Consider the following 22,976-nt stretch of genomic DNA (forward strand, 5'->3'; position numbering starts at 1 on the left):
ATGACGCTAACGCTGAAAATCGACAATTATGACGTGTTGCAGGACGGTGGTCCGACCTTTGTGACCGTCACCGGCAAGGGGCTGCAAATAGGCCGCTCCACCTCGATGGATTGGACCCTGCCGGATCCTGAACGCCATATCTCAAGCCACCATTTCAGCGTGGAATACCGCGATAACGCCTATTTCCTTGTGGATACCTCGACCAATGGCGTCTTCTTGGATGGTCAGCGGCACCGGATCGAAGGCGCGCATAGGTTGCAATCGGGTGATCGCTTTCAGGTGGGTCACTATTACATTGTCGCCTCCGTCGAAGGCGCGGCCCCGAAGCCGACCGGGTTCACGCCAACCGCTGCGGCCCCTGCTGCCGCACCCCCACCGGCGGCGGCCCCGGCTGATGACAATGATCCGTGGTCGATGGGTGCGCCAGCCACGCCAATAAACCCTAATCCGACACCGAACCGCGATCCCTTTGCGGACTTCTCGCAGGATTTCATCGTCAATCCCCATGCGCCTGCCACACCACCGGCACCCGCACCTGCGCCACAGCCTGCGCATCAGGGGTCGGCCTCTCCCTTTGGCGATGCACCGCCCGCCGCAGGTGTGCCACCCGTCCAGCCAATGGTGCCGCAAGCCGCTCCGCCCCCGGGACAGGCGCAAGCCGCCGCAGGCAACGTGCTGGCGGCTTTCTGTGAAGGTGCAGGCCTGCCCGCGGGCAGCTACGGCAACGCCGATGCCGAAGCCCTGGCCCGCGAACTTGGCCGCACCATGCGTGTCGCCAGTCAGGAACTGATGGCGATGCTGCAAGACCGGGCATCGGCCAAGAAATTCACCCGTGGTGGCGAACGCACCATGATGGGCAACACCGAAAACAACCCGCTGAAATTCCTGCCTGACGCTGCTCAGGCGCTCGAGGTGATGTTCCTGCAATCGCGCCCCGGCTTTATGGAAGGCGGCACCGGCATGGACGCCGCCCTACGCGATGTCCGCACGCATCAAATGGCCGTCTTTGCCGCAATCCAGCCTGCCTTGATTCAGCTTCTGTCCGACCTTTCTCCCGAGGCGATTGAGGATTCGGCAGGCAGTGGCGGGCTCTTGTCTGGGGGCGGAAAGCGCAAGGCTTGGGACACATTTGTCGAACGCTGGGACGAAAAAGTGGGCGCGCATGAAAACGGAATGTTGGGTGCTTTCCTTGAACATTTCGCCGAAAGCTACCGCACCGCCGTGCAATCGGCCAAAAGATAGCGTGCAATATCAACACCATCGCCACACTCTTGTCACAAGAGTAAGGAATCCCTTGCTTGACCCGCGCGTCGGTTGACCGCAGGGTAAGATGGTAACTGTGCAGGCCAGAATGGCTAACCTGACGGGGCAGGTGACACGACTATGACGCTTGATTGGCTCAACGAACCTATTTCTGACGACGAACCCGCGGGCCCAGACCTCGAAGCGGCGGACGACGCAGGTTTTCTTGATTACTACTACGAAGCCGAAGCGCTTATGCCAGAGCGGTACTTCACCCCCGGCATCAAAAGCGACAAGGACGAATTCGCGCCCGGTGCTTTGTTCGACAAAAAGTCGATCAGCCTCAAAGATCATAACCCAAAGATCGAAGGGCTGCTGAAACGCAGCCGCGACCTGCGGCTTTTGTCGTTGCAGGCGCGCCTTTGCATTCTGGCCGGTGACCTGACCGGCTTTGTCGACGCGCTTGAAGGCACCGCCGATGTACTTGCGGCCTTCCCCGCTGACGTGAACCCCAAGGATTTGTCTGACAAGCGCGGCGCACTGGACGAGCTTGGTAATTCCGTCGTGGTCGGCATTCCGTTGCAATACACCGAACTCGCCGGACCGGGCGAGGTGAGCTATCGCCGGATGCAGGTGGCGCTTGGCAAATCCGAACCGCGTCAAGGCGAGTTAGGCCTTGATCCGGGTAAACTGTCCGCTGAACTGGCCTCTCCGGGCAATGCCAAAGCCGTTGATGCGGCCCATGCCTTGCTCAGCCGCGCAGCTGGCGCATTGGCCCGCATCAAAGAGGCGGGACTGCTGAACGACCCGCCCTTTAACCCCGCAGTCGACCCAACAATGACCACCATCGCCGACATTCAGGCGATGATCGCAAATGCCCGCCCCGATCTGACCCCGTGGTCAGCGGAAGAAGCCGCCGCAACCGAAAGCGCAGCTTCCGACGACCCGGCCGAAGATGACGGCGGCACAGCAGCAGACGGCGGCGATGGCCCGACACCGGTGGCAGCTGCTCCAGTCGCGGCCCCCACAGTCGTCACCGCAATCCCCTCGCGGACCGCTGCCCTGCGCACCCTCAGCGCGGTTGAGGCCTATTTTGCAACCCACGAACCCGCCGCACCGGCACTCTTGCTGATCACGCAGGCCCGGCTTTTGGTTGGCAAGCCGCTGATCGAAGCGATTGAAACCCTCTTGCCCGCCGACGCACCCCGCGTGATGATCGACTTTGGCCCCGCGACCGGGTTCAAAATGGACATGAACCGGCTCAAGATGCTGGCAGGCGAATCTGCCTCGCTTGCGGGTGCCGTCGAAAATGAAGACCCCGGTGAAGACCCCGTTGTCGGCAACCGGGCCGATGTGGCAGGCCACCTGTCCGCGCTCGAAGAATTCTTTCGGGCACGCGAACCGGCCAGCCCTATACCAGTTTTGCTCTTCCGCGCACGGTCGTATCTCGAAAAGGACTTCGCCGCGATCGTTGCAGAACTCATACCACCCCCGGCTGAGACACAAAGCGAATAAACAACCAGAATCGTTTCCGCTGCCGCAGTCACAACCGTTGACTCACACCACCATTCGCAGTTTCATCTGCTTCAAATATTGGGAGAAAAATAATGGCTTCAGATTCCGCAACAGGATTTATCAAGCGCAACCGTCCGCCCCGCGTAAACATTTCTTACGCCGACCCCTATGACGCAGAGAAGGTCGTTGAGCTGCCGTTTGTCATGGGCGTTATGGCCGATCTTTCGGGCAACGCTTCTCCGGTCGAGAAAGAAGCAATTGGTGATCGCGACTTTACCGACGTCACCAATTCCACGCTGGACGCTTATGTCGCCTCGGTGAACCCCGGCCTGTCCTTCAATGTTGAAAACAAGCTGGACCCCGACAGCACCGACCGTCTGGGCGTGAACCTTGAATTCAAATCGATGGACGATTTTGGCCCGGCCCAGGTTGCCCGTCAGGTGCCCGCGCTGAACAAACTGCTTGAGGCGCGCGAACAACTCGCCAACCTCGCCCGCTACATGAACGGCAAGTCCAAGGCCCAGGATCACATCCGCGCCCTGCTCGACGATCCGGAACTGATGGCAGCACTAGCCGAACGTGCCGGGTCCGACGATGACGACGACGCCGAAGGCGAAGACAACGCATAAAATACGTAGCGCGCCCGACACTGGGTTTGGCGTGCTATCCAGAATACGAACAGGGGACATCACACGATGGCAAACGACGGCACACAACAGGAAGGACAGGTCGAAGGCGGCCTGAGCGAACTCGACGAGTTTTCCGACATCCTGCAGAAAACGATCAAGCCGCGCACCGAAGAGGCTTCGAAAGAAGTCGACAGCGCAGTAACCACGCTTGTCAAAGAAGCGCTGAGCGATGACACACTCGTTCAGGAAGACATCATCGACACGATCCAGGCGATGCTTGCCAAGATCGACAAAAAGCTGACCGATCAGGTGAACCAGATCATCCACGCTGACGAATTCCAGAAACTGGAAGCCAGCTGGCGCGGTCTGGCCTATACGGTCAACAACTCTGAAACCGACAGCAGCCTGCGCGTGAAGGTCATGAACGTCGGCAAGGACGAGCTCAAGTCAGAGATGCGCCGCTACCCCGGTGCCAAGTGGGACAAGTCCCCACTGTTCACCAAGATCTACAGCCAGGAATTCGATACGCTGGGTGGCAAGCCGTACGGCGCTATCGTCGGCGACTTCTACTTCGACCATTCCTCTGGCGACGTGAACCTGCTGCGCGACATGGGCAAGATTGCTGCTGTTGCTCATGCACCATTCCTGACCTCTGCCGCGCCGGAACTTCTGGGCATGGACAGCTGGAACGAAATGCCGAACCCGCAGGACCTGAACGAGATTTTCGACACCCCCGATTACGCGGGCTGGAACTCTCTGCGCGAAAGCGAAAACTCGCGATATATCGGCATGACTTTGCCGCGGGTGCTGTCGCGCGAACCCTACAGCCAGAACTCCACCTCCGTTGTTGAAGAATTCAACTTCGAGGAAGAGACAGATGGCCACGACGGCAAGCAGTACGCCTGGATGAACGCAGCCCACGCCATGGCCGTGAACGTCAACCGCGCGCACAAGGAACACGGCTGGACCGTCCGCATCCGCGGCGTGCAGTCAGGCGGCGAGGTGATGAACCTGCCGACCCACACCTTTGACACCGGCGACGGTGCCAAAGACATGAAAATCCCGACAGAGGTGTCCATCACCGACCGTCGCGAGGGTGAGCTTTCAAAGGCGGGCCTTATTGGCCTTGTCCACCGCAAGCACACCGACAAGGCGGCCTTTATCGGTGGTCAGTCGCTCTATAAACCAAAGAAGTTCACCGATGCAGAGGCGACCGCATCCGACAACATGTCCTCGCGTTTGCCTTACATCTTCGCGGTGTCCCGCTTCAGCCATTACCTGAAGTGTATGGTCCGCGACAAAGTGGGCGGCACACCTGACCGCACACAGATCCAGAACGATCTGCAAAGCTGGATCAACAACTACGTCACGGCCAACCCTTCGACCGCAAGCGAAAAGGAAAAGGCCCGCAAACCGCTGGCAGCCGCCACGGTCCAAGTCATTGAGGACGAAGAAAACCCCGGCTACTACATGGGCAAATTTTTCCTCAAACCGCACTTCCAGATGGAAGGAATGGATATCGGGATGAGCCTTGTATCCAAGCTACCATCTGGTGGCTAACCCCTCATTTTAACCCCCCCTGTCGGGCAATACATAGAAAGACCGGCATTTCCAAAAAGGAGACTACCCCATGGCAGTTGATATGTTCTTCAAAATCGAAGGCATCGACGGTGAATCGAAAGACGGCTCTCATACCAATGAGATCGACGTTCTTGCATGGAGCTGGGGCATGTCCCAGTCCGCAACCACCCACATGGGCGGCGGCGGTGGCTCGGGCAAAGTCAACGTTCAGGACATCAGCTTCACCAAGTACGTGGACAAATCGTCCCCCGAACTGATGAAGGCCTGTATGACCGGTCGTCACATCACTGAAGCAACCCTTGTTGTGCGCAAAGCCGGCGACAAGCCGCTGGAGTACATGACAATCAAAATCAACGACATCATCGTGTCTTCGGTTTCGACCGGTGGTTCCGGTGGCGAGGATCGTCTGACAGAGAACGTCACGCTGAACTTCAGCCAGGTGGACTATAAGTACATCGAACAGACCGACACTGGTGCCGAAGGCGACAAGCCTGACGTCAAGTGGGACATCGCCAAGAACGAAGCGATGTAATTGGCTGGGTCCAGGCGGACCCGCTGATACAAATACTGGACCGGCCTTCGTGTGGGGGCCGGTCCGTTCCCGGAACGGCATGACTTGCCCCGTCGCGGGCCGCGCGGTTCGCAGCGCCTCACCCGACTGACAAGGCTCAGGACATGAACGCCACCACATCAAGAACGCAGGAAAAGACGCTGGCCCCTCGGGACCGGCATCAGCTGTCCTTGATGCACGTCTTTCGCGCAGCACACGCCAACCGTGACGCCGCGAAAGAAGAAAGGAACCTCGTCGAAGGCAACCGCGAACTGACCCAGCGCAGCAAGGAACGCCGTGCGGGTACCGACGAAGACACGTTGCGCCAACACCTCAACCGCGACATGGCCAGCCTGATGAACACGGTCAATCTGGATGCCACGGTTCCGCTTGACGATCATCCGTACCTTCAGAAATCCGTGGCCAACTTTGGCTTTGGCGACCTCAGCCAGTTGGCGGGCACAGTAGATGGCCCCGCCCAGATCGCCGCGCTGATCCGCAAGACTTTGCTTGCCTTCGAACCGCGCCTGATCGCCGACACACTTGAAGTCACCGCATCAGAAGAAAACGATGTCGCAGGCGCGCGCCTGACCTTTGACATCTCCGCCGAAATGGCCGCCTCTCCGGTTGATATCCCGCTCAATTTTGTGGCCGAGGTCGACAACGGCGCAGGTAAGATCCAGATGACCAAATTGCGGGTGCAAACGTGAAAAAGGAATTCCGCGACACCTATAACCGCGAATTGGCGCTGCTTTACGAACGCTCTGCAGAATTTGCAAAGGACTATCCCGGCATCGCGGATCGTCTGGGCGGTCTGATGCGCGAAAACCTTGATCCGGCTGTGGCGGGATTGCTGGAAGGCACCGCCTTTATGGCCGCGCGGGTGCAGCTGAAAATTCAGGACGAATTTCGCACCTTCTCGACAGAGCTTCTTAATCAGGTCTTCCCGGATGCGTTGGCACCTACGCCCTCTGTGATGCTGGTGCAGGGCAACCCGCCTTACGACAACAAGGACCTGATCGACGGGCTGCACTTTGATGCGGGCGCTTACCTTGATGCACGCTTTGTGGATTCCGATCAGCGCGTTTCGTGCCGCTATCGTCTTTGCGCGCCTCTCTCAATCTGGCCCCTTACTGTCAGCAACGCCACCTACTACGCCAGCCCCGCGCCATTCCTTGCCGCCGGCGAATCAGAGGTGGCAAAAGGTACCAAGGGCGGCCTGCATCTGACCATCCACCGCCCCGCTGGCGCGGGCAGCGACCAGGACGGCGGCCCGCTTTCCGAAATCGCTGCCGACACGCTGCCGATCTATCTGACCGGCGACATGCCTGATGCGGTCGCCTTGTACGAACAGATCTTCTGTGACCTCAAACGCGCCTCACTGCGCTACCTCGACAAACACGGCGACCCGGTCTTTGTCCGCCTCGACCCACGCGCCATTGAACAAGTGGGCTTTGACGACAAAGACCACCTGTTTCCGCGCAATGGGTCCATGTTCAACGGCTTCGCTCGCCTGCGCGAGGTTTTCGTCTTTCCGCGCAAAACTCTTGGCTTCCGCCTGACTGGCTTGAAACAGGTGCTGCGCCACATCACCGGCTCTGACGTGCAACTCTTGCTGGAATTCGGCCATGCCAACCAAGGCCTTGCCGCGCGGATTGAGGCGGATGACTTTTCGCTGAATGCGGCTCCTGCGGTGAACCTCTTCGAGGAACCCGCAAGCCAGATCCGCATGGACGGCAAGCGCACCGAATACGTCGTCACCCCCGACAGCAGCCCACTGACGCATTACGAAATCTATCAAGTCACCGCTGTAAATGCCTACTACGCCGATCTGGCGTCCAAGGTTCCGGTGCATCCACTTTATTCGGTGCCACAAGGCATCGGAAAACCGCGCCAAGCGCTTTATTTTACCACCCGCACGCGGCAACGCCGCCCTACGGCCAAGGAACGCCGGTTCGGCGCGACCCAGCGCTATCGCGGGACAGAAACGTTCATCTCGCTCTATGAACCGCCGGAAACCGGGGCGCAGGGTCAAGCGCAGCGGCTGCAAGTGCGGACCTTGTGTTCCAACCGGCACCTGCCGGAATACCTGCCCATCGCGCAATCCCGCGATGACTTCCACATGTGTGACGATGTCAGCGTCTCTTTGGCTGTTATCGCGGGTCCGACCGCGCCGCGCGCCGCTTTGACAGACGTCGAAAAGACCGCGGGCCACCGCAACACTGCAGGCGACAACTATTGGCGTCTGATCAGCTATTTGTCGCTGTCGCAATTCGCGCTTGATGGCAATGACGCGATCTCTGCCGCCGATGGTCTGCGCGAAATGCTCTCGCTGTTTGCGGACCTCTCCGACAGCATCACAGAAGCGCAACTGCAAGGCATTAAAGAGGTGCAGACCCGCCCCGTTGTGCGCTCGATCCTGCGTTCCGGCAGCTTCCATGCCGCCCGTGGTATCGAAGTGCGGATCACCTTCGACGAAAGCGCCTTCGAAGGTTCAGGCGTGATCCTTCTCGGTGCCGTTCTCGACCGGTTTCTGGCCGAATACGCAGCCGTGAACAGCTTCACCCAAACCATCATTGCCAGTCAGGAACGCGGCGACATCACCACATTCCCGCCCCGCACCGGATCGGGCCCGTTGATATGAAGAAACCGGTCGTCACAGAAACTCCAGATCAACCCGTCGACGGCATCGGGTTTCTGAACTTTCTGCGCGCGGTCGAACAGCGCAATGCCGAAAAGCCGCGCATCGGGTCCAACACCGCCCTGCGCGAAGAAGCGGTGAACATCGGCCAAGACCCGTTGATGGCCTTCCCGATACACGACCTCAACCGCCTGCTTGACGGCAAGCGTAGCCTGCCAGAAGTCCGCAACAACATTATTGGATTCTTCGGTTCGAACGGCGCGCTGCCGCTTGATATCACCGAAGAGGTTTATCGCTGGGCGCTGTCGGGCGACATGGCATTTGTCCGCTTCACAGACATCTTCGCCACCCGCTTTCAGCAGCTGTTCTTTCGCGCGTGGTCAGACGCCCGCGCGATCACCCAGTTCGACCACCCCCACGACGACCGCTTTGCCAACTACGTGGGCGCGGTCCTTGGCATTGGCACACCCGCATTCCAATCCCGCGACAGCCTACATGACCTCAACAAGATTGCGCTGGCCCCACTGGCATTGGGCCGCGTCAAAAGTCCGCGCAAACTGCAACAAATGCTCGAAACCGATCTGGGTGCAGACATCGCGGTCGAGGAACACGTGCCCGTCTGGATCGCCTTTGAAGAGGACGCGCGCAACGCGCTTGGCATGGCCGGGTCTTCACTGGGCCGCGACATGTATCTGGGGGCCCGCGCTCAATCTGTCGAGGAAAAGATCGTCCTGCATATCCACACCGAAACGCTGGCCGAATACCGCGCGTTTTTGCCTGGCGGCACCTCTCATGCCCGACTTCAGGACATCGTGAACTGGTACCTTGGTGCCGCTTACGAGGTGAACGTCTCACTGACCCTGCCCGCCGATCAGGTGCAGGCCGCCAAAATCGGCGAAAGCGCCGAACTTGGCTGGATGGCCGTGATGCCGCCGCGCATCCCGCCACCCGCCAACACACCGGTCCAAGGCGCCACATACGCCTTGACCGAAGTAGCATAACGCATTGATAATATATAAAATTTCCAAGGGGACGGAAAATGGCTGAGATCAATATCGAAAAATATGCCGGGAAGATGAACCGCGCTGGCTATGACGCATTTCTCAAGGCAATGCGCCACGCCCGTTCCGAAAAGAACCGCAACATCGAAGTGGTGCATTGGCTGTTTCACGTCGTCGCCAACAAAGACTGCGACGTTTCTGTCACCCTCAACGCGCTCAGCCTTGATCGCGGGGCCGTCCTGAAGCAACTCGATGCAGCCATGTCCCGGCTCGACAAAAACGTCACTGAAAGCCCTGGCATCTCCGAAGGCATGTCATCGACGCTGAACCACGCTTGGACCTATGCGACGCTGTTCTTTGGCGAAGCGCAGATCCGCACCGGCCACGCCCTTTTGGCAATGCTCAACGACAAGAACCTCGCACGCGAAATCACACGGTTGTCCCCCATTTTGGGTGGCATTTCCGTCGACACCCTCGGCAAAGAAAGCCGCAATCTTTGGAAAGAATCCGAAGAAGAAGACATGCGCCCGATGGACGGTTCTGGCCTGTCTTCTGGTGGCGGCGAAGGTGGGGCCGCCGGTGATCCTACGGCCTCTGCTTCGACCGCGCTTGGCCGGTTCTGCAAGGACATGACCGCCGCTGCTGGTGACACTGACAAGATCGTTGGCCGCGATGACGAAATCCGTCAGATCGTCGATGTCCTGCTGCGCCGCCGCCAGAATAACCCGATTCTGACGGGTGAGGCTGGCGTGGGCAAAACTGCAGTGGTCGAAGGCTTCGCCCAGCGCCTCGCCGCCGGTGACGTGCCGCCCAAACTCAAAGGCACCAAGCTTTTTGAGATGGACATTCAGGCCATGCAGGCCGGTGCCTCGATGAAAGGCGAATTTGAACAACGCCTCAAATCCCTGATTGACGAGGTCCAATCCTCCCCCACACCTATCATCCTTTTCATTGACGAGGCACATACCCTGATCGGCGCAGGCGGCGCACAAGGCACCGGCGATGCCGCCAACCTGCTCAAACCAGCCCTTGCGCGCGGCACCCTGCGCACCATCGGTGCCACCACGCAAAGCGAATACGCCAAGTACTTCGAGAAAGACCCTGCCCTGACCCGCCGTTTCCAGCCGGTGCAGGTGGACGAACCCGACGTTGACCGCTGCTGCTACATGCTGCGCGGCATTCTCAACCCGATGGAGGCCCACCACAAGGTCCGCATCTCAGACGAGGCGATCGTCGCCGCGGTCAGCCTTTCGCACCGCTATATTCCCGCGCGGCAACTACCCGACAAAGCGGTCAGCCTTCTGGATACCGCCTGCGCCCGCGTCGCCGTCTCTCAGGCGACAATCCCCGCCCGTATCGCCGATCTGAAAGAGGCGATCGTGTCATTGGACGTCGAAATGTCCTCCAAGACCGCGCAAAAAGACCTTGGCGAAGAGAACGAAGAACGCCTGGCTGAGGCCGCCGAAGAAAAGGCCGCCAAAGAAAAGGAACTCGCGGAATACGAGGAAAAATACGCCGCCGAGAAGATCATCGTGGATCGCATCCTTGCCCTGCGCGCCGCGCTGACAGAAGCCGAGGGCGCAGAGGAAGAAGACGCCCAGGCCGCAGACCCCGATGAGGGCGCGCCAGCAACCGAAGAGGACACTCCGGCAGAAGACACAGCCGAGGGTGATAACGCACCACCACCCCCCGCACCCGAGGTCAGCGAAAACATCCCTGCCGACCCCGACGCCATCCGTGAAGAGATGCTGGCAGAAATGGCCAAGCTCGAGGCAGGCAACCCCGACGACCGCATGGTCTATAGCCACGTCGACGAACAGGCCGTGGCTTCCATCATCTCTGATTGGACAGGTATCCCTGCGGGCCGGATGATGGCCGACGAACTCGATCGGATCCTCAAACTCGCCGACCACCTGAAAGAACGTGTCGTGGGTCAGGATCACGGCCTCAAGATGATTGCCAAACGGATCGAAACCAACCGCGCGGGCCTGTCCAACCCCAACAAACCCATCGGTGTCTTCATGCTTGCCGGCCCCTCTGGCGTCGGTAAGACCGAAACTGCCATCGCGCTTGCCGAAGAGCTTTATGGCGGCGAACAGAACATCATCACCATCAACATGTCCGAGTTTCAGGAGGCACATTCTGTCTCGCTGCTCAAAGGCGCGCCTCCGGGCTACGTTGGCTACGGCGAAGGTGGTCGCCTGACCGAAGCGGTGCGGCGCAAGCCCTATTCGGTCGTTTTGCTGGACGAGGTTGAAAAGGCCCACCCCGACATCCACGAGATGTTCTTTCAGGTCTTCGACAAAGGCATCATGGAAGACGGCTCTGGCCGCCCGATCAACTTCAAGAATTGCCTGATCCTGCTGACATCCAACGTTGGCACAGACGTCATCATGGACGCCACGGATCAGGGCCGCAAGAATGATGAAATCGACTCCGAAGCGCTCGCAGAAACCCTCAAGCCCGCCACGCTTGATGTGTTCCCACCGGCGCTGATGGGCCGGATTGTCACGATCCCCTACTTCCCGCTCTCGACCGAAGCGCTGCACGGGATCACGAACCTCAAGCTGAAGTCGGTGATCAAACGCCTCAAAGAGGCGCATGGCGCCAATATGACCTTTAGCAAGGACGTGCTGGACCACATCGTCGAACAATGCCGCGACCCTGACAGCGGTGGCCGCATGATCGACAACATCATCACCAATTCCATCTTGCCGGACCTGTCGCGTCAGGTCCTGTCCAAGATGGTCTCGGGCGAAGAAATGCAAGCGGTCGAGGTCGTCCTGAAAGACGGCGCAATCGCATACGAATTCAGCTAAGGGCCTGATCATGGACATCTATTTTGGCATCGACGGGACGGGTCCCGACGACAACGACACCTACAAAACGGACTTTCAGTCCAGCCACGTCAGGCAACTTTTCGAACAATGGCACACGCCCCTTGCTGGTTATCTCCGTGGCCCGCGCTGGCACGGAACCGGCACCCCCGCCAAGTCAAAGCAGGGGTTGGATTGGGTCGTCGAGCAATGGGAGAAACAGCAGAAACTGGCCACGGTCCGCTCTGCTCTTTCGGCCAAACCAACCCGCATTTTCCTCAGCGGCTACAGCCGTGGCGGTGCGGCTGTGATCGAACTGGCCTACAACCTCAACAAAAAAGGCATCCCCGTGCATTGCATGATGCTCTTTGATGCGGTCGACCGTTCGCCACTGGAAAACTGCGACACGATTTCCAAGAACGTCGCGATGGTCTATCACGCCCTACGCGACCCCAAGGCAGGATCGCGCGAAAGCTTTGGCAACTGCGGCCTGAAACACCCATCCAAGGGCCTGCCCGTGTTCCGTAAATTCTTCTGCACTCATGGCGGTGTCGGCGGCTGTCCCTGGGACAAGGCGGGCAAGTCCGGCAAGATCGAAGAAATGTCGACAAAGGCAAAAATCGGTGCAGTCGCTGCGATGGGCAAACATCTGGCAGACATTCACGACTTCACCAACGTCACAGTCGCTCAGGACAAAGCGGGCGCACTGGCGAGCTGGCAATGGATGCAATCCAATCTGCGCGTTGCCCGTGCGACAGGCCTCGACAAATCCATCGGCAACGTCGGCGACTTCAATCTGCGCTCCGACATCATGTTGGGTTAACCAGCAGTACTCTTTCTGACAGGTTTTAATTAAATGTCTCTGAACTATTACGTCGTCCGTCGTGGCGACGAACTCTACCGCATCATGCGCAGCCACTATGGCGACGCCAAATTCTTCGCAAATCAGGCCAGTCTCACAGCAAACCTTCAGGCCAATAATCCGCAGATCGCCGACATCGACCTGATCTTTCCCGGTCAGGTCATCATGCTGCCTGATACCCCCGCTCATGCTGCTGAAATGACCTGTGTCGCCCCTGATCTGGCAGTGGCCTCCGGTGCGCTGGCAAAGACCATTGCGGAAACGGACGGCGTGACCCAATCCATCATGGAACAGCTCTCGGCAGACAAACTGTTCAAAGCCTCTGGCATGGGCTTTCTCGATGGCGTTACCAAGATCGGCGAATCCGCCGCTGACGACATCCGCAAGGTCGGCCTCAGTTACTATCAGATGCAGGCCAAGACCATCACCCGCGGCCAATACGACTACCGCCGCAAGGTTGCGCTGAAACGCGCCGATGCAAAACTGGGCATCATGCGCCCCTTGCTGACACCGGGCAAGACAGGGCGGCAAGCCATCCGCATTGACCGCCTGGCAGAGGTGCGGACCCACAAGATCAACAAAGAGATCATGAACCTCGACCGCGCCGTCAAACTCGCCAAAAACGGCGCAATTGTCCTTAAAGTCGCTGACATCGTTGATACCGGCACCAAGATCCACAACGCCTCCGACAACAAAGAGCGCACCGTGATCCTTCTGGATAACGTCGGCACCAATGTCGGGGCCGCAATCGGATCAGGCCTCGTCACACTGGCACTTGTCGGCACCCCTGTTGGCTGGGGCGTGATCGCGGCGGTTGCCATCGGCGGCGTGGTCGGGTCCATCGGCGGTGACCTGCTGATGGACGCCATACAGGAAGAAACGCTCTATGACGCGCAAGGCCGCCGCATCAACACCAAGCTCGACCGCTTCTGGAAGAACTTCTACGACTGATCGGGCTTCTTCTGGCCAAAAATTATCCCGGGGGAGTCAGCTTTGCTGACGGGGGCAGCGCCCCCGGCCAACACCTGCCACCGGGCGCTACGCTCTTAAACAGGGTCGCTGAACCCTGCGGCCTTATGGCTGCCGTCGCAAAACGGCTTATTCTTGGACGCCCCACAGCGGCACAAAAACGCCTTGCCGACCTGCCCCATCTTGTGACCTGTCCCGGTCGTCAATTCTACATTCCCTTCAATCTTCAAAGGACCGTCAGGAATCCGCAGCGCAGCAATCGGCCCGCCGCTTTCTTCCACCTGCCCCGCAACCTCGACCTTGGGCTCGCCCGTCGCCTCAAACCCGCCATCCACGTGGGAATAGTCGCAATAGGGCTTCGTCTTCGACAACCCACAACGGCACAACGTCACCCGTGTCTCGGCCTCGGCCCCGTCGACTGACACGTTGCCAGCCACCGCCAATGGCCCGTTTTCCAACACCGCAATCCGGTTGATCTTCGGTGCCGCTTCAGCGCGTCCATCAGCATAGGCAAAGGTCAGCGCGCCTGACGGGCAGGTCCGCACCATCGCCGCAATCTCCTCTGCCGGGGCATTGTCAGGCTGCACCCAAGGCCGCTGCGCGGGGTCAAACACATCCGGCAGTTTCAGGAAACAATTCCGCGCATGAATGCAGCGCTTCATGTCAAAACTCACGCTGATTTCAGCGCCTTCATAGGTCTTGCGTCCCATCTTGTCCTCCAACTTCTTCTGGCCACAAATATCCCAGGGGGGTCTTGGGGGGACAGCGTCCCCCCAACAACAAATCGTGTGCGGGCTTTGCCCGCGCCTTTGGATCAGACCTATCCGGCCTCCGACAACAGCTGATCAATGACCTCCTTATAGGCGCGCATCTCCGCGGTCATCACGGGCCGGGGCGCGCTGACCACAGCACCACCACCTGATCCCGCACCGCGCATCTTGCGATCTGCCCAGGCCTTCAGATCGGCCACTGTGTAATTGCGCAGGAACGGGTTGGCATTCACCACGCCCGATCCCATCACCGCCAGGATTGTCTCGCCATCGCCGCGCGACAGCACCGTATTGGCCCCACCCGGCCCCAAAAAATGCGCCAGATACAGGCGCCCCGGCGTGATGCTATGCCCACGCCCTGACAGAAACCGCTCATTCTCGCGCGCCAGATTGGTCACCATCTCGCGGCTGAGCGTCGGATCCGTGCGCAGCGCCAAAAGATCGGCCCGGCTCATCGTGCCCGCCAGATCCGGGCGGTAATCGCGCATCATCCGCAACCAGGTGCTTTCGATGAATTGACCCAATCCGGTTGCCGTGGACAACGGGTTCTTGGCATTGGCATTGCCCGCACTTTCAACCTTGATGATCTGGTTGACCAAAGCCTCCACCGCGCCAGAGGCCGCCCCGCCAGAGGCCACAACCGACCCGCCCTGCACATTCACAGTAAAGGGATCAACCGGCGTGCCGTTCTGCCGGAACTCAAAATGCAAATGCGGGCCGGTTGACCGGCCCGTCGTGCCGACATAGCCAATCACTTCACCCTGCTGCACTTGCCGTCCGGGGCGCATACCCTCGCCAAACCGGCTCATATGGGCATAGCGCGACTGCAACCCACCGGGATGATCAATGTAGATCACATTGCCATATCCACCGCCGTCACCAACCACCTTCAGCGTCCCGGCAAGGGCTGCCACAATCGGCGTGCCCGTGGGGGCTGCCCAGTCAACACCACCATGCAGACGCACAGTCTTCAGGATCGGGTGGTGCCGTGGGCCAAATTTGCTGGTCAACGTGCCCTGCACCGGCGTGGTGAACCCGCCTTGCGATGCGGCCCCGGCCCGACCGGTGTTGCTGAAGCAACTGAACTTGCCATCATCGTCGGCGCTCACATAGCAGGGCATCTCGCCCGATGGTCCGGTGATCCCCGCAAACAAGATCTGCCCCGGCCCGCTGCCGCCCGGCCCCGGTGCGGGCGCATAAAGCACCGTGACCTCGTCACCAGGGGCCGCAAAGGCATCCAGATCATAGGCCTGTGACATCATCACAATCATCTCGCCCACCAGCGTAGTGGGCACACCCTTGCGAATAACCGCGCTATAGACCGCGTCCAACAAACGATAATCCTGCTGCGGGGCCGCGATGTTCGCCGCAGGCGACGACAGCGCATAAAGGTCCACATCCACCCAAGGGTCCGCCGCCACCTCGAATCCCAGCGCGCCACGTCGCGCGGTGGAATTTATGTATCCCTGCGGCCCATAAAGCGAGATTTGCAGCGGCGTCAGGGCCTCCCCCTCGCGCCGCGCGCGGATCGCCACGATGGACCCCGGCGCCATCTCTGCCGCCTCTGGAATGACCGTCGCAATCTGTCCAGCCCATGTCTCTGCCGCCTCTGTTGCAAATCCATTGGTTGCCATCACGTCCGCGATGCTGCGGGTGGTGATCATCCGAACCACAATGTCTTCATAAAGCGGTTTGCGCAGTGCCTCTGGCCGAACGAACGACACGCTGGTGGTGTTCTCGATCCGCGTCTCAACATAGCTCGCAGGTGCCGCGTCATCCTCGCCCAATGCGGTCCCCCAACTGTCATCACTGTCGGCGGCCACCACCACCACGTCCAGCTCATCCTGGGGCGTGGCGACCTCGGCCGCCGGCAATGCCGGGGCATTCAGCGACGCAGACCGTTGCGCTTGAAAGAACGCAAAATCCTCGCGACTGGACGGCAGCGCTGTGATCAACTGACGTTCCTGCACGATCAGCGGTTCGCGGACCAGCGACAACCGCGTCGGCGACGGGCTGCCCACCCGCCGTGCGTCCAGCGTCATCGGCCCGGACAAACTCAGGCTGTCCTGCGCAGCGCCGGTTTCAAACCGCAGGATCATCGGGTCGCCCGCGATATCCACAAATGGCGTCGCCGCCCGGACCGGTGGGGCTGCCACCTCTTCGGTTTCGACCTGCACGAACTGACCCTCTTCGGGGGCCAGATCATCCGCCATTTCAGGCGCATCATCCCCGCCGCTGAACAGCCAGAAGATGCCAAAGCCCAAGACCAGCACAAGCACCACCCCACCAGCACCCGCTGCAATCCGCTGGATGCGGCGCTGCGCGCGTCTGCGCTTGGCCCGGGCCTGAGATTTCTGAAAGGCTGGGTCGACCTCGATCATCTGCGCGCCTAGCGGAACACGCCCGTACCGCCGGTATTGCTAAGCGTGCGGCGGGCCGGTGCAGCAGGCGCAGGGGCTGCTGGCGCAGGCGTCGCGCGGCGCGGTGCGGACTGCGTTGTGGTCTGACGACGCGGCGCGGATTGTGTTGTGCTCTGGCGTGGCGCAGGGGCCGCGATGACCTGATCAGGACAGCGCACATCGTCCTTCAACAGGATCTGACGCCACAATGCAATCGACGGATCCTGCCCGGCGTATTCGCCGCCAAACTGCGAGAAATAGAGCGTGACCGACCGGCGCGACCCACCCCCCCAGATGCCATCAATCTCTGCATAATAGCAGTTCATCCGCTTCATCTCTGTCTGGATCGACCGGGCCAATTGCGGCTCTGGCGGATCAAACGCGCCACTCTCGACAAGGTTCAGGTAAAGCTCTCGGTTGTTTTCGGCAAAGTCGCGGCGCAGGGCCACATCCTCGGCGCTGACTTCCGATCCGCCCACGGCTGCACCATCATCATCTGGTGCCACGTCAAAGCTCGCCTCGACCACCTCTTCGGGGTAACCCACAATGATCGACGGTGTTGGTAAGCCGCCAGCGCCGGGCACAGGGCGCGGAGCGGACGACACAGGCTGCGGGGCCACAGTCAGGATCGACACATCGCCTTGCACCTGCCCCACGTTGGACGCCGCGACGGACACGGGCGACACCGCACTTGCCACGCTGACCGGGCGCACTGGTTCCATCAGCACGACGGTTTCTTCTGTCACGGTGCCGACGCTGGCAGGGGCCTCTGGCACCTCACCAGCGAAATCCACAGCGATCCCGGCGTCTTGCCACATTGCCAACAATTGCGCCCGGGCCGAAGGCGAGACGCTTTCAAGCATCTCATAGTCCTTCTGGGTCAACGCCACACCACTGGTCGCGGGACGGAAAACAAAAGGGTCCGGCAGCGTCGATGCGGCCCACAATCCGGCTTGCGAGATCACCGTTTCGGTGCCGTCTTCTGCGATCTCCACCACCGGCTCTGGCCTCGGTGGCAGCAATTCCGATGATGGCAGCCCCGGCACGGTCAACCTGTCAAGCAGCACCGCTGTCAGGTTATCGCCCTGCTCTGCCGGGCAGGCGACCCCGGGCGGCACCGCACTGAACAGCGCCAGATCCGGCGTGACAGCCGCAACCTCGGCCAGGGACGCATCCAGCGCGCCGGCGCCAATAATGCCTTGCGACGCCGCTCCGTGGCAGGTGTCCAGCATCACAACCCTCGCGCCGTCGCGTCCCAGCAAATCGACAACCTGCACCGACGCGGCTGCGGTCTCTTCCGGTGTCTCGCCGGCGGCCCCGACGGGCAGCACATAGCTGACCCCGTCCAGCGCAAAGCCGTGTCCCGCATAGTAGACAACACCTGGCCCGTCTTTCGCGGCCAAATCTGCCAAGGCTGCATCAATGTCCGACTTCGCTGCGTTTTCCAGCCGCGTAACAGTAAAGCCGAGGCCAAACAGCGCCTCTGACATCTTTTCGGTATCCCGGCGCAACCCGTCCAATGCTGCCTCTGCGGCATATCCGGTGTTGGCGATGACCAGCGCATTGCGGTCCTGCGCTGCAGCCTGACCAGCGGCCAGACACAAGCCCGCCACCCCGCCAAAGCGAGCCAGATCGGTCATGGGTCTGTTCCAGCGCCACATCATCACGTTCCTTCCAGCCTCAGGCTACTGCAACCAACCCGTTCAAGCTAGGGCTGCGGCGTCAAAAAGAGGGTCCAGCGTTCGGTCTGCTGCGTGTCTACTTCAACAAAGTTTGCAGGCAAATGCCCCCGGATCAGGCAATCTTCGACCCCGCGAATGACAAACCGGTTGGTGCCGATGCACATCGGTGTGCTGCCATTCATGATTTCATTGCCAAAGACGTCCTGCGCAAAAACATAGATATAGCGCGCCGTCAGGCTGTCTTTGATCGCATTGGCGCATTGGTTGGGGCCAATCGTCCACCACCCGCGCGTGACAAACGTGTCTTCCTCGAACTGGCCGATGGCCACGTTGACCACGTCAAATGACTGATTGCACACGGCAAAAGCGGCCTTGGCCTGCATGGGCAGGGCGCAAAACAGAGGTGCAAACAAGGCAGAGAGGGCGAACCGGGGCATGGGGCATTGATACAACGCCGCTGCGCGAATGCGAACGCAAACCCGTTCACGACCCCGCAACCTTTGCCTGATAGGCCAATTTGTGTCATAGACCACGCATTGCTGGGGCGTCTGTGACTTTGGATAAGGATATTCCTGATGGAATTTTCGACCCTCCGCACCGTGATTGCCATTGTGGCGACCTGTGTGACTCCTGCGATGGCCCTCGCCTTTGATCCCGGTGCCGCGAAACTGCAGCAATCGTTTGCAGACCAGATGGTCACTGTGCGGATTGGTCGCGCGACGGAAACCCACAACGTCACAATCGCTACCTACCAAACCCTGCTGAATCAGGGCGTACCCGCCACGCTGGTTGATATGCCGCTGGAAGAACAGGATCAGTTGCACCAATTGATGCTGAAATCAGCAGGGTGGAGCGTTGGGGTCTTCCGCTGACCTGAAACCACGATCAAACCCCGATCAGCCATAGACAAAACCGCGATGGGTCTAATACCATTGCGCCACATCATTATTGTCCGGGGAAGCCATGTCATTGCTGAAAAACATCCAACGCGCCGCCGTCCTTGCTGGGTCGCTTGCGCTGACCGCGCTGCCTGCCGCAGCCCAAGACGCCGCTGAATTCTCGCTTGAATTGAATAACGCCGCAGAAACCACCGCCGGTGGTTGCCGTCTGACTTATGTGGCGACCAACAAAACCGGTCAGGAACTGGCCCAGACCGCCTACGAGGTTGCGGTGTTCAACGCGGACGGTGTCGTCAGCCGAATCCTTGTGCTGGAATTCGGTGCGTTGACCGTGGGCAAGACCAAAGTCGTGCAGTTTGACCTCTCCGACCAACCTTGCACCGGCCTCAGCCGCATCGTGGTCAATGACGTTGCTGCCTGCACATTGGCCGACGGCACGGGAGAGGGCGACTTCTGCCTTTCCGGTCTGGTCACCGCCTCACGTTCTACGATCCAGTTCGGGATCTGATCGCTTCGGCCCGCGCACCGTCGCGGGCCTCTGATTTTGATGACAAAGGCATTCCATGAACGCTCCTGACCTATCGGCCCTCAACACGTCCACTCTTGCCGTGTTCGGCGCCCTTGCCATCATGTCGCTGCTGGCGGTGACAGTGGCCTTCTTCAAGGTATTCCAATTCGCGCGCATGGGTGTGGGCAAAGGCCGCGCAGCCGAAGACATCTTGGAAGACTGGCTGGGTGGCCGCGCCGATGCCGCCCTCAGCCGTGCTGCCGAACGCCGCTTCGTCCTTGCCCGCGTGCTGCAATCGGTCTTCTCGGGCCTGCGCGCGCGCCCCGACAATCAGGAATTCGCGGAAGAACTCGGCAGACAAACCGCCCTTGTCGAACTTTCCAACATGACCAGCCGGATGCGGGTGCTGGAAACCGTGGTGCAAGCCGCACCTATCCTTGGCCTCTTGGGCACGGTGATCGGCATGATTGACGCCTTCTCGACCCTTGCCGGTGCCGATGGCGCTGTGGACCCGACCCAGCTTGCCGGCGGCATCTGGACCGCGCTGACCACCACCGCCGCCGGTCTGGCCATCGCGCTGATCACCTACTTCATCGCCACTTGGCTCGAAGGGCGGATCGAAAACGAACGCCAGTCCATCGAAACCCTGATCTCTGCGGCGATCCACGGGCGCGTTGACGCCAACACCCCGCAATAGGGCGGCATGTCCAAGACCCGATCAAAGGTTGCGCTGCCCCGGCACACCGGGCGCTACAACTTTGTGTTGACCCCTCTGGCCGACGCGATGTTCCAGCTGTTGATCTTCTTCATGCTGTCCTCAAACCTCGCCCCCTATTCCTTGCTGACCCTCAAAACCGGACTGACTGGCGAAGAGGGCGCACAAAGCACGGGCGAGGCGATCCCGGACGAAATCGCCGAAGCCCCGGCAAATGCCGCCATCTGGACCGTCGACGCCGGACAAGTCACAGCACAGGGCCAGCGCTTTGAACCAGACCAGCTGTCGGCCCTTGCCGCAGCCCTTGCCGCCAATGATGACGCCGCCGTCGTGCTGATCCTGCGGGACACGGCACAGGTACAGGACTTGTCCAACGTGCTCGAGGCGCTGACCGCCGCCGGTGTCGCCTCTGTTCAGATCGCTGAAAGCGGGGGGGCCTGACATGCAAGCCTTGCCGCGCCCCCGCAAGCCGATTCAACTTGATGTGTCACTGGCCATTGTCAACATCGTGCTTCTGCTGATCTTCTTCTTTCTGGCCACGGGCCAGCTTTTGAACCCGCCCGCCCAAGGGGTCGATCTGGCAGAAACCACCGACCTGCCGCTTGACCAACTGCCCTCGCCGATCCTTGTGGTGGACCCCGCTGGCAATTGGGAACTGGACGGCCAGCCACTGGCCCCCGACCTTCTGGGCGTCAGCATCGCGGACCTGCCGCAACCGCTGACCCTGCATATCCTGATCTCTGGCGATGCCCCCGCAGGCACGTTGTTGGGCATCGTCAACCGCCCAGAACTCTCGGGCACCAATATGAAGCTTGTCACCCTGCGCGTACCGGGTGACGACGCATGACCGGGCGCGGCGGCAAACCCATCCACTGGGCCGAGGCCTTTGGCCTATCGGCCCTAGTCCACGTCGGTCTGGTCTTCTTTGCGCTGGATTTCGTCCGCGACCTGCAGCTATTTCAACCGTCGGACGAAGACACCGCCGCCGACATCATCGTCACCAGCCTGCAATTCGACAACATCGTTGTCGAACAGCCCCCTGACACGACTGGCGCGGAAGGGATCGACGGCGAAGGGGACGTTGCCGACCCGGACGCGCCCGAGAACCTCCCCGCGCTGGCCCCGGAACCCGCGCCAGAGCCTGAACCGGAACCCGCAGCAGAGCCTGAAGAACCCGACCTGCCCGCGCCCGAGACGCCAGAGGCGGTTGAGGCAGAAACGCTGACACCCGAAGCCGTGGAACCCGAACCGCTGGCCGCCGAACCGGTCGAACCAGAGATCGCCGAGGCTGTGCCAGAGGCGCTGGAACCCGTGCCTGCCGAACCCACCGCACTGGCCCCCGAACCGCTTAGCCCGCTGCGCCCTGATGACGATACCGTCGCGGCACTGGCCCCCATCGACGGCGGGTCGCCCGAACGTCTGTCGGCAGCCGCACCCTCTATCGCGCCCATCGCCGTGGCACCTGCCACTGGCACAACCACCACCCGGATCGCGCCGGTTTCGACCCGCCCACAACTTACTCCGCCTGCCCCGCGCAGGCCCGCCGCCGAACCGCCCGCCCCTGGCAGTCCGCAGGCCGTCGTCAACGAATTGGTCGCCAAGATCCGCGCCAACACCACCGATGCCTGTCTGGTGGCCATGCCGCAACAGGGGCAGGATGGCGCGCCCGAACTGGTGATGCTGGCCGCCGACGAACCCAGCATCTCGGCCTTCGCGGCGGACGTGCTGGAAGAGATTGATCCCCGCCCCGGCCAACGCGGTGTGCTGATCGACCCGCGACAATGCCCGGCGGCAACCTTCATCCGCGAAAACGTCAGCTACCCGGCATTCCGGCTGTCACTCGGTGTGGTAAATGATCGGTTACCATCTGGCGAAGAGTTAACGGGCGTGGTGGGCCGCGCTGCGGGCGCCTACGTGACGCTTCTGCTGGTCGATGATAACGGCGTGGTGCAGGACATCGGCAGCTATCTGACCTTTGCCGGCGCCGACGCCCGTTTCTCTGTTCCGATGCGCCGCGAAGGGGCTGCACGTGATACGTCCCAGATGCTTATCGCCCTCACGACCGATAGCCGCCCCCGGACACTGGATGCACAAAACGGTCAACTGGCAGAGGATTTCTTTCCCGCCCTCAAAGCCGAAATCGGGACCAGCGTGCCGCTTGTCATGATCCCGTTCGAGGTCCGCTAACCACCGTACG

21 protein-coding genes are annotated in these 22,976 nt (G+C 60.6%); 17 read left to right on the plus strand and 4 right to left on the minus strand.

Annotated features, from left to right (window positions below; genetic code table 11):
• From tagH to AB3Y40_RS15235, 11 genes are all read left to right on the plus strand, one after another.
• Positions 1-1,242, plus strand: a complete 1,242-nt coding sequence (gene tagH, locus AB3Y40_RS15185) for a type VI secretion system-associated FHA domain protein TagH (protein WP_369439721.1) — start codon at positions 1-3, stop codon at positions 1,240-1,242.
• Positions 1,243-1,383: 141 nt separating this feature from the next.
• Positions 1,384-2,757: a type VI secretion system protein TssA gene (locus tag AB3Y40_RS15190; protein ID WP_369439722.1), complete on the plus strand. Its 1,374-nt coding sequence runs from the start codon at positions 1,384-1,386 to the stop codon at positions 2,755-2,757.
• 92 nt (positions 2,758-2,849) lie between these two features.
• Positions 2,850-3,386: a type VI secretion system contractile sheath small subunit gene (gene tssB, locus AB3Y40_RS15195; RefSeq protein WP_369439723.1), complete on the plus strand. Its 537-nt coding sequence runs from the start codon at positions 2,850-2,852 to the stop codon at positions 3,384-3,386.
• Positions 3,387-3,452: 66 nt separating this feature from the next.
• Positions 3,453-4,946 (plus strand): type VI secretion system contractile sheath large subunit, encoded by a 1,494-nt coding sequence (tssC, locus tag AB3Y40_RS15200; RefSeq protein WP_369439724.1) that lies wholly within the window; start codon positions 3,453-3,455, stop codon positions 4,944-4,946.
• A gap of 70 nt (positions 4,947-5,016) precedes the next feature.
• Positions 5,017-5,499, plus strand: a complete 483-nt coding sequence (locus tag AB3Y40_RS15205; RefSeq protein WP_369439725.1) for an Hcp family type VI secretion system effector — start codon at positions 5,017-5,019, stop codon at positions 5,497-5,499.
• A 143-nt stretch (positions 5,500-5,642) separates the two neighbouring features.
• Complete coding sequence (gene tssE / locus AB3Y40_RS15210; protein WP_369439726.1) at positions 5,643-6,227, plus strand: type VI secretion system baseplate subunit TssE; 585 nt, start codon at positions 5,643-5,645, stop codon at positions 6,225-6,227.
• A complete protein-coding gene (gene tssF, locus AB3Y40_RS15215; RefSeq protein WP_369439727.1) occupies positions 6,224-8,161 on the plus strand; it encodes a type VI secretion system baseplate subunit TssF in 1,938 nt (645 codons plus the stop codon). The genes tssE and tssF overlap by 4 nt, the downstream gene beginning before the upstream one ends.
• Positions 8,158-9,159: a type VI secretion system baseplate subunit TssG gene (gene tssG, locus AB3Y40_RS15220; protein ID WP_369439728.1), complete on the plus strand. Its 1,002-nt coding sequence runs from the start codon at positions 8,158-8,160 to the stop codon at positions 9,157-9,159. Before tssF ends, tssG begins: the two co-directional genes overlap by 4 nt.
• Before the next feature lie 38 nt (positions 9,160-9,197).
• Positions 9,198-11,978 carry a type VI secretion system ATPase TssH gene (gene tssH / locus AB3Y40_RS15225; protein ID WP_369439729.1) on the plus strand — a complete coding sequence of 927 codons (2,781 nt, stop codon included), beginning with the start codon at positions 9,198-9,200 and terminating at the stop codon, positions 11,976-11,978.
• A gap of 10 nt (positions 11,979-11,988) precedes the next feature.
• The gene (locus AB3Y40_RS15230; protein ID WP_369439730.1) at positions 11,989-12,798 is read left to right on the plus strand and encodes a hypothetical protein; all 810 of its coding nucleotides are present in this window, start codon (positions 11,989-11,991) and stop codon (positions 12,796-12,798) included.
• 33 nt (positions 12,799-12,831) lie between these two features.
• Positions 12,832-13,788, plus strand: a complete 957-nt coding sequence (locus AB3Y40_RS15235) for a LysM peptidoglycan-binding domain-containing protein (RefSeq protein WP_369439731.1) — start codon at positions 12,832-12,834, stop codon at positions 13,786-13,788.
• A gap of 95 nt (positions 13,789-13,883) precedes the next feature.
• Here the strand turns inward: AB3Y40_RS15235 and AB3Y40_RS15240 are convergent, their stop codons facing one another.
• From AB3Y40_RS15240 to AB3Y40_RS15255, 4 genes are all read right to left on the minus strand, one after another.
• A complete protein-coding gene (locus AB3Y40_RS15240; RefSeq protein WP_369439732.1) occupies positions 13,884-14,516 on the minus strand; it encodes a CDGSH iron-sulfur domain-containing protein in 633 nt (210 codons plus the stop codon).
• A 110-nt stretch (positions 14,517-14,626) separates the two neighbouring features.
• Complete coding sequence (locus AB3Y40_RS15245; protein WP_369439733.1) at positions 14,627-16,957, minus strand: peptidoglycan DD-metalloendopeptidase family protein; 2,331 nt, start codon at positions 16,955-16,957, stop codon at positions 14,627-14,629.
• A gap of 8 nt (positions 16,958-16,965) precedes the next feature.
• Positions 16,966-18,615 (minus strand): caspase family protein, encoded by a 1,650-nt coding sequence (locus tag AB3Y40_RS15250; protein ID WP_369439734.1) that lies wholly within the window; start codon positions 18,613-18,615, stop codon positions 16,966-16,968.
• A 68-nt stretch (positions 18,616-18,683) separates the two neighbouring features.
• Positions 18,684-19,094, minus strand: coding sequence for a DUF1036 domain-containing protein (locus tag AB3Y40_RS15255; protein WP_369439735.1), 411 nt, complete (start codon positions 19,092-19,094; stop codon positions 18,684-18,686).
• Positions 19,095-19,232: 138 nt separating this feature from the next.
• Here AB3Y40_RS15255 and AB3Y40_RS15260 point away from each other — a divergent pair, with 138 nt between their 5' ends.
• The 6 genes from AB3Y40_RS15260 (at position 19,233) to AB3Y40_RS15285 (ending at position 22,966) form a co-directional block, all read left to right on the plus strand.
• Positions 19,233-19,529 (plus strand): hypothetical protein, encoded by a 297-nt coding sequence (locus AB3Y40_RS15260; protein WP_369439736.1) that lies wholly within the window; start codon positions 19,233-19,235, stop codon positions 19,527-19,529.
• A gap of 91 nt (positions 19,530-19,620) precedes the next feature.
• Positions 19,621-20,064: a hypothetical protein gene (locus AB3Y40_RS15265; RefSeq protein WP_369439737.1), complete on the plus strand. Its 444-nt coding sequence runs from the start codon at positions 19,621-19,623 to the stop codon at positions 20,062-20,064.
• A gap of 55 nt (positions 20,065-20,119) precedes the next feature.
• Entirely contained in the window at positions 20,120-20,761 is a 642-nt protein-coding gene (locus AB3Y40_RS15270; protein ID WP_369439738.1) for a MotA/TolQ/ExbB proton channel family protein, read from the plus strand.
• A 6-nt stretch (positions 20,762-20,767) separates the two neighbouring features.
• On the plus strand, positions 20,768-21,220 hold the full coding sequence (locus tag AB3Y40_RS15275) for an ExbD/TolR family protein (protein WP_369439739.1): 453 nt from the start codon (positions 20,768-20,770) through the stop codon (positions 21,218-21,220).
• Position 21,221: 1 nt separating this feature from the next.
• Positions 21,222-21,626, plus strand: coding sequence for an ExbD/TolR family protein (locus tag AB3Y40_RS15280; RefSeq protein ID WP_369439740.1), 405 nt, complete (start codon positions 21,222-21,224; stop codon positions 21,624-21,626).
• Entirely contained in the window at positions 21,623-22,966 is a 1,344-nt protein-coding gene (locus AB3Y40_RS15285) for a hypothetical protein (protein WP_369439741.1), read from the plus strand. The genes AB3Y40_RS15280 and AB3Y40_RS15285 overlap by 4 nt, the downstream gene beginning before the upstream one ends.
• The last annotated feature ends 10 nt before the right edge of the window (positions 22,967-22,976 follow it).

This window comes from Yoonia sp. R2331 (assembly GCF_041103235.1).
Taxonomy (GTDB): Bacteria; Pseudomonadota; Alphaproteobacteria; order Rhodobacterales; family Rhodobacteraceae; genus CANMYO01.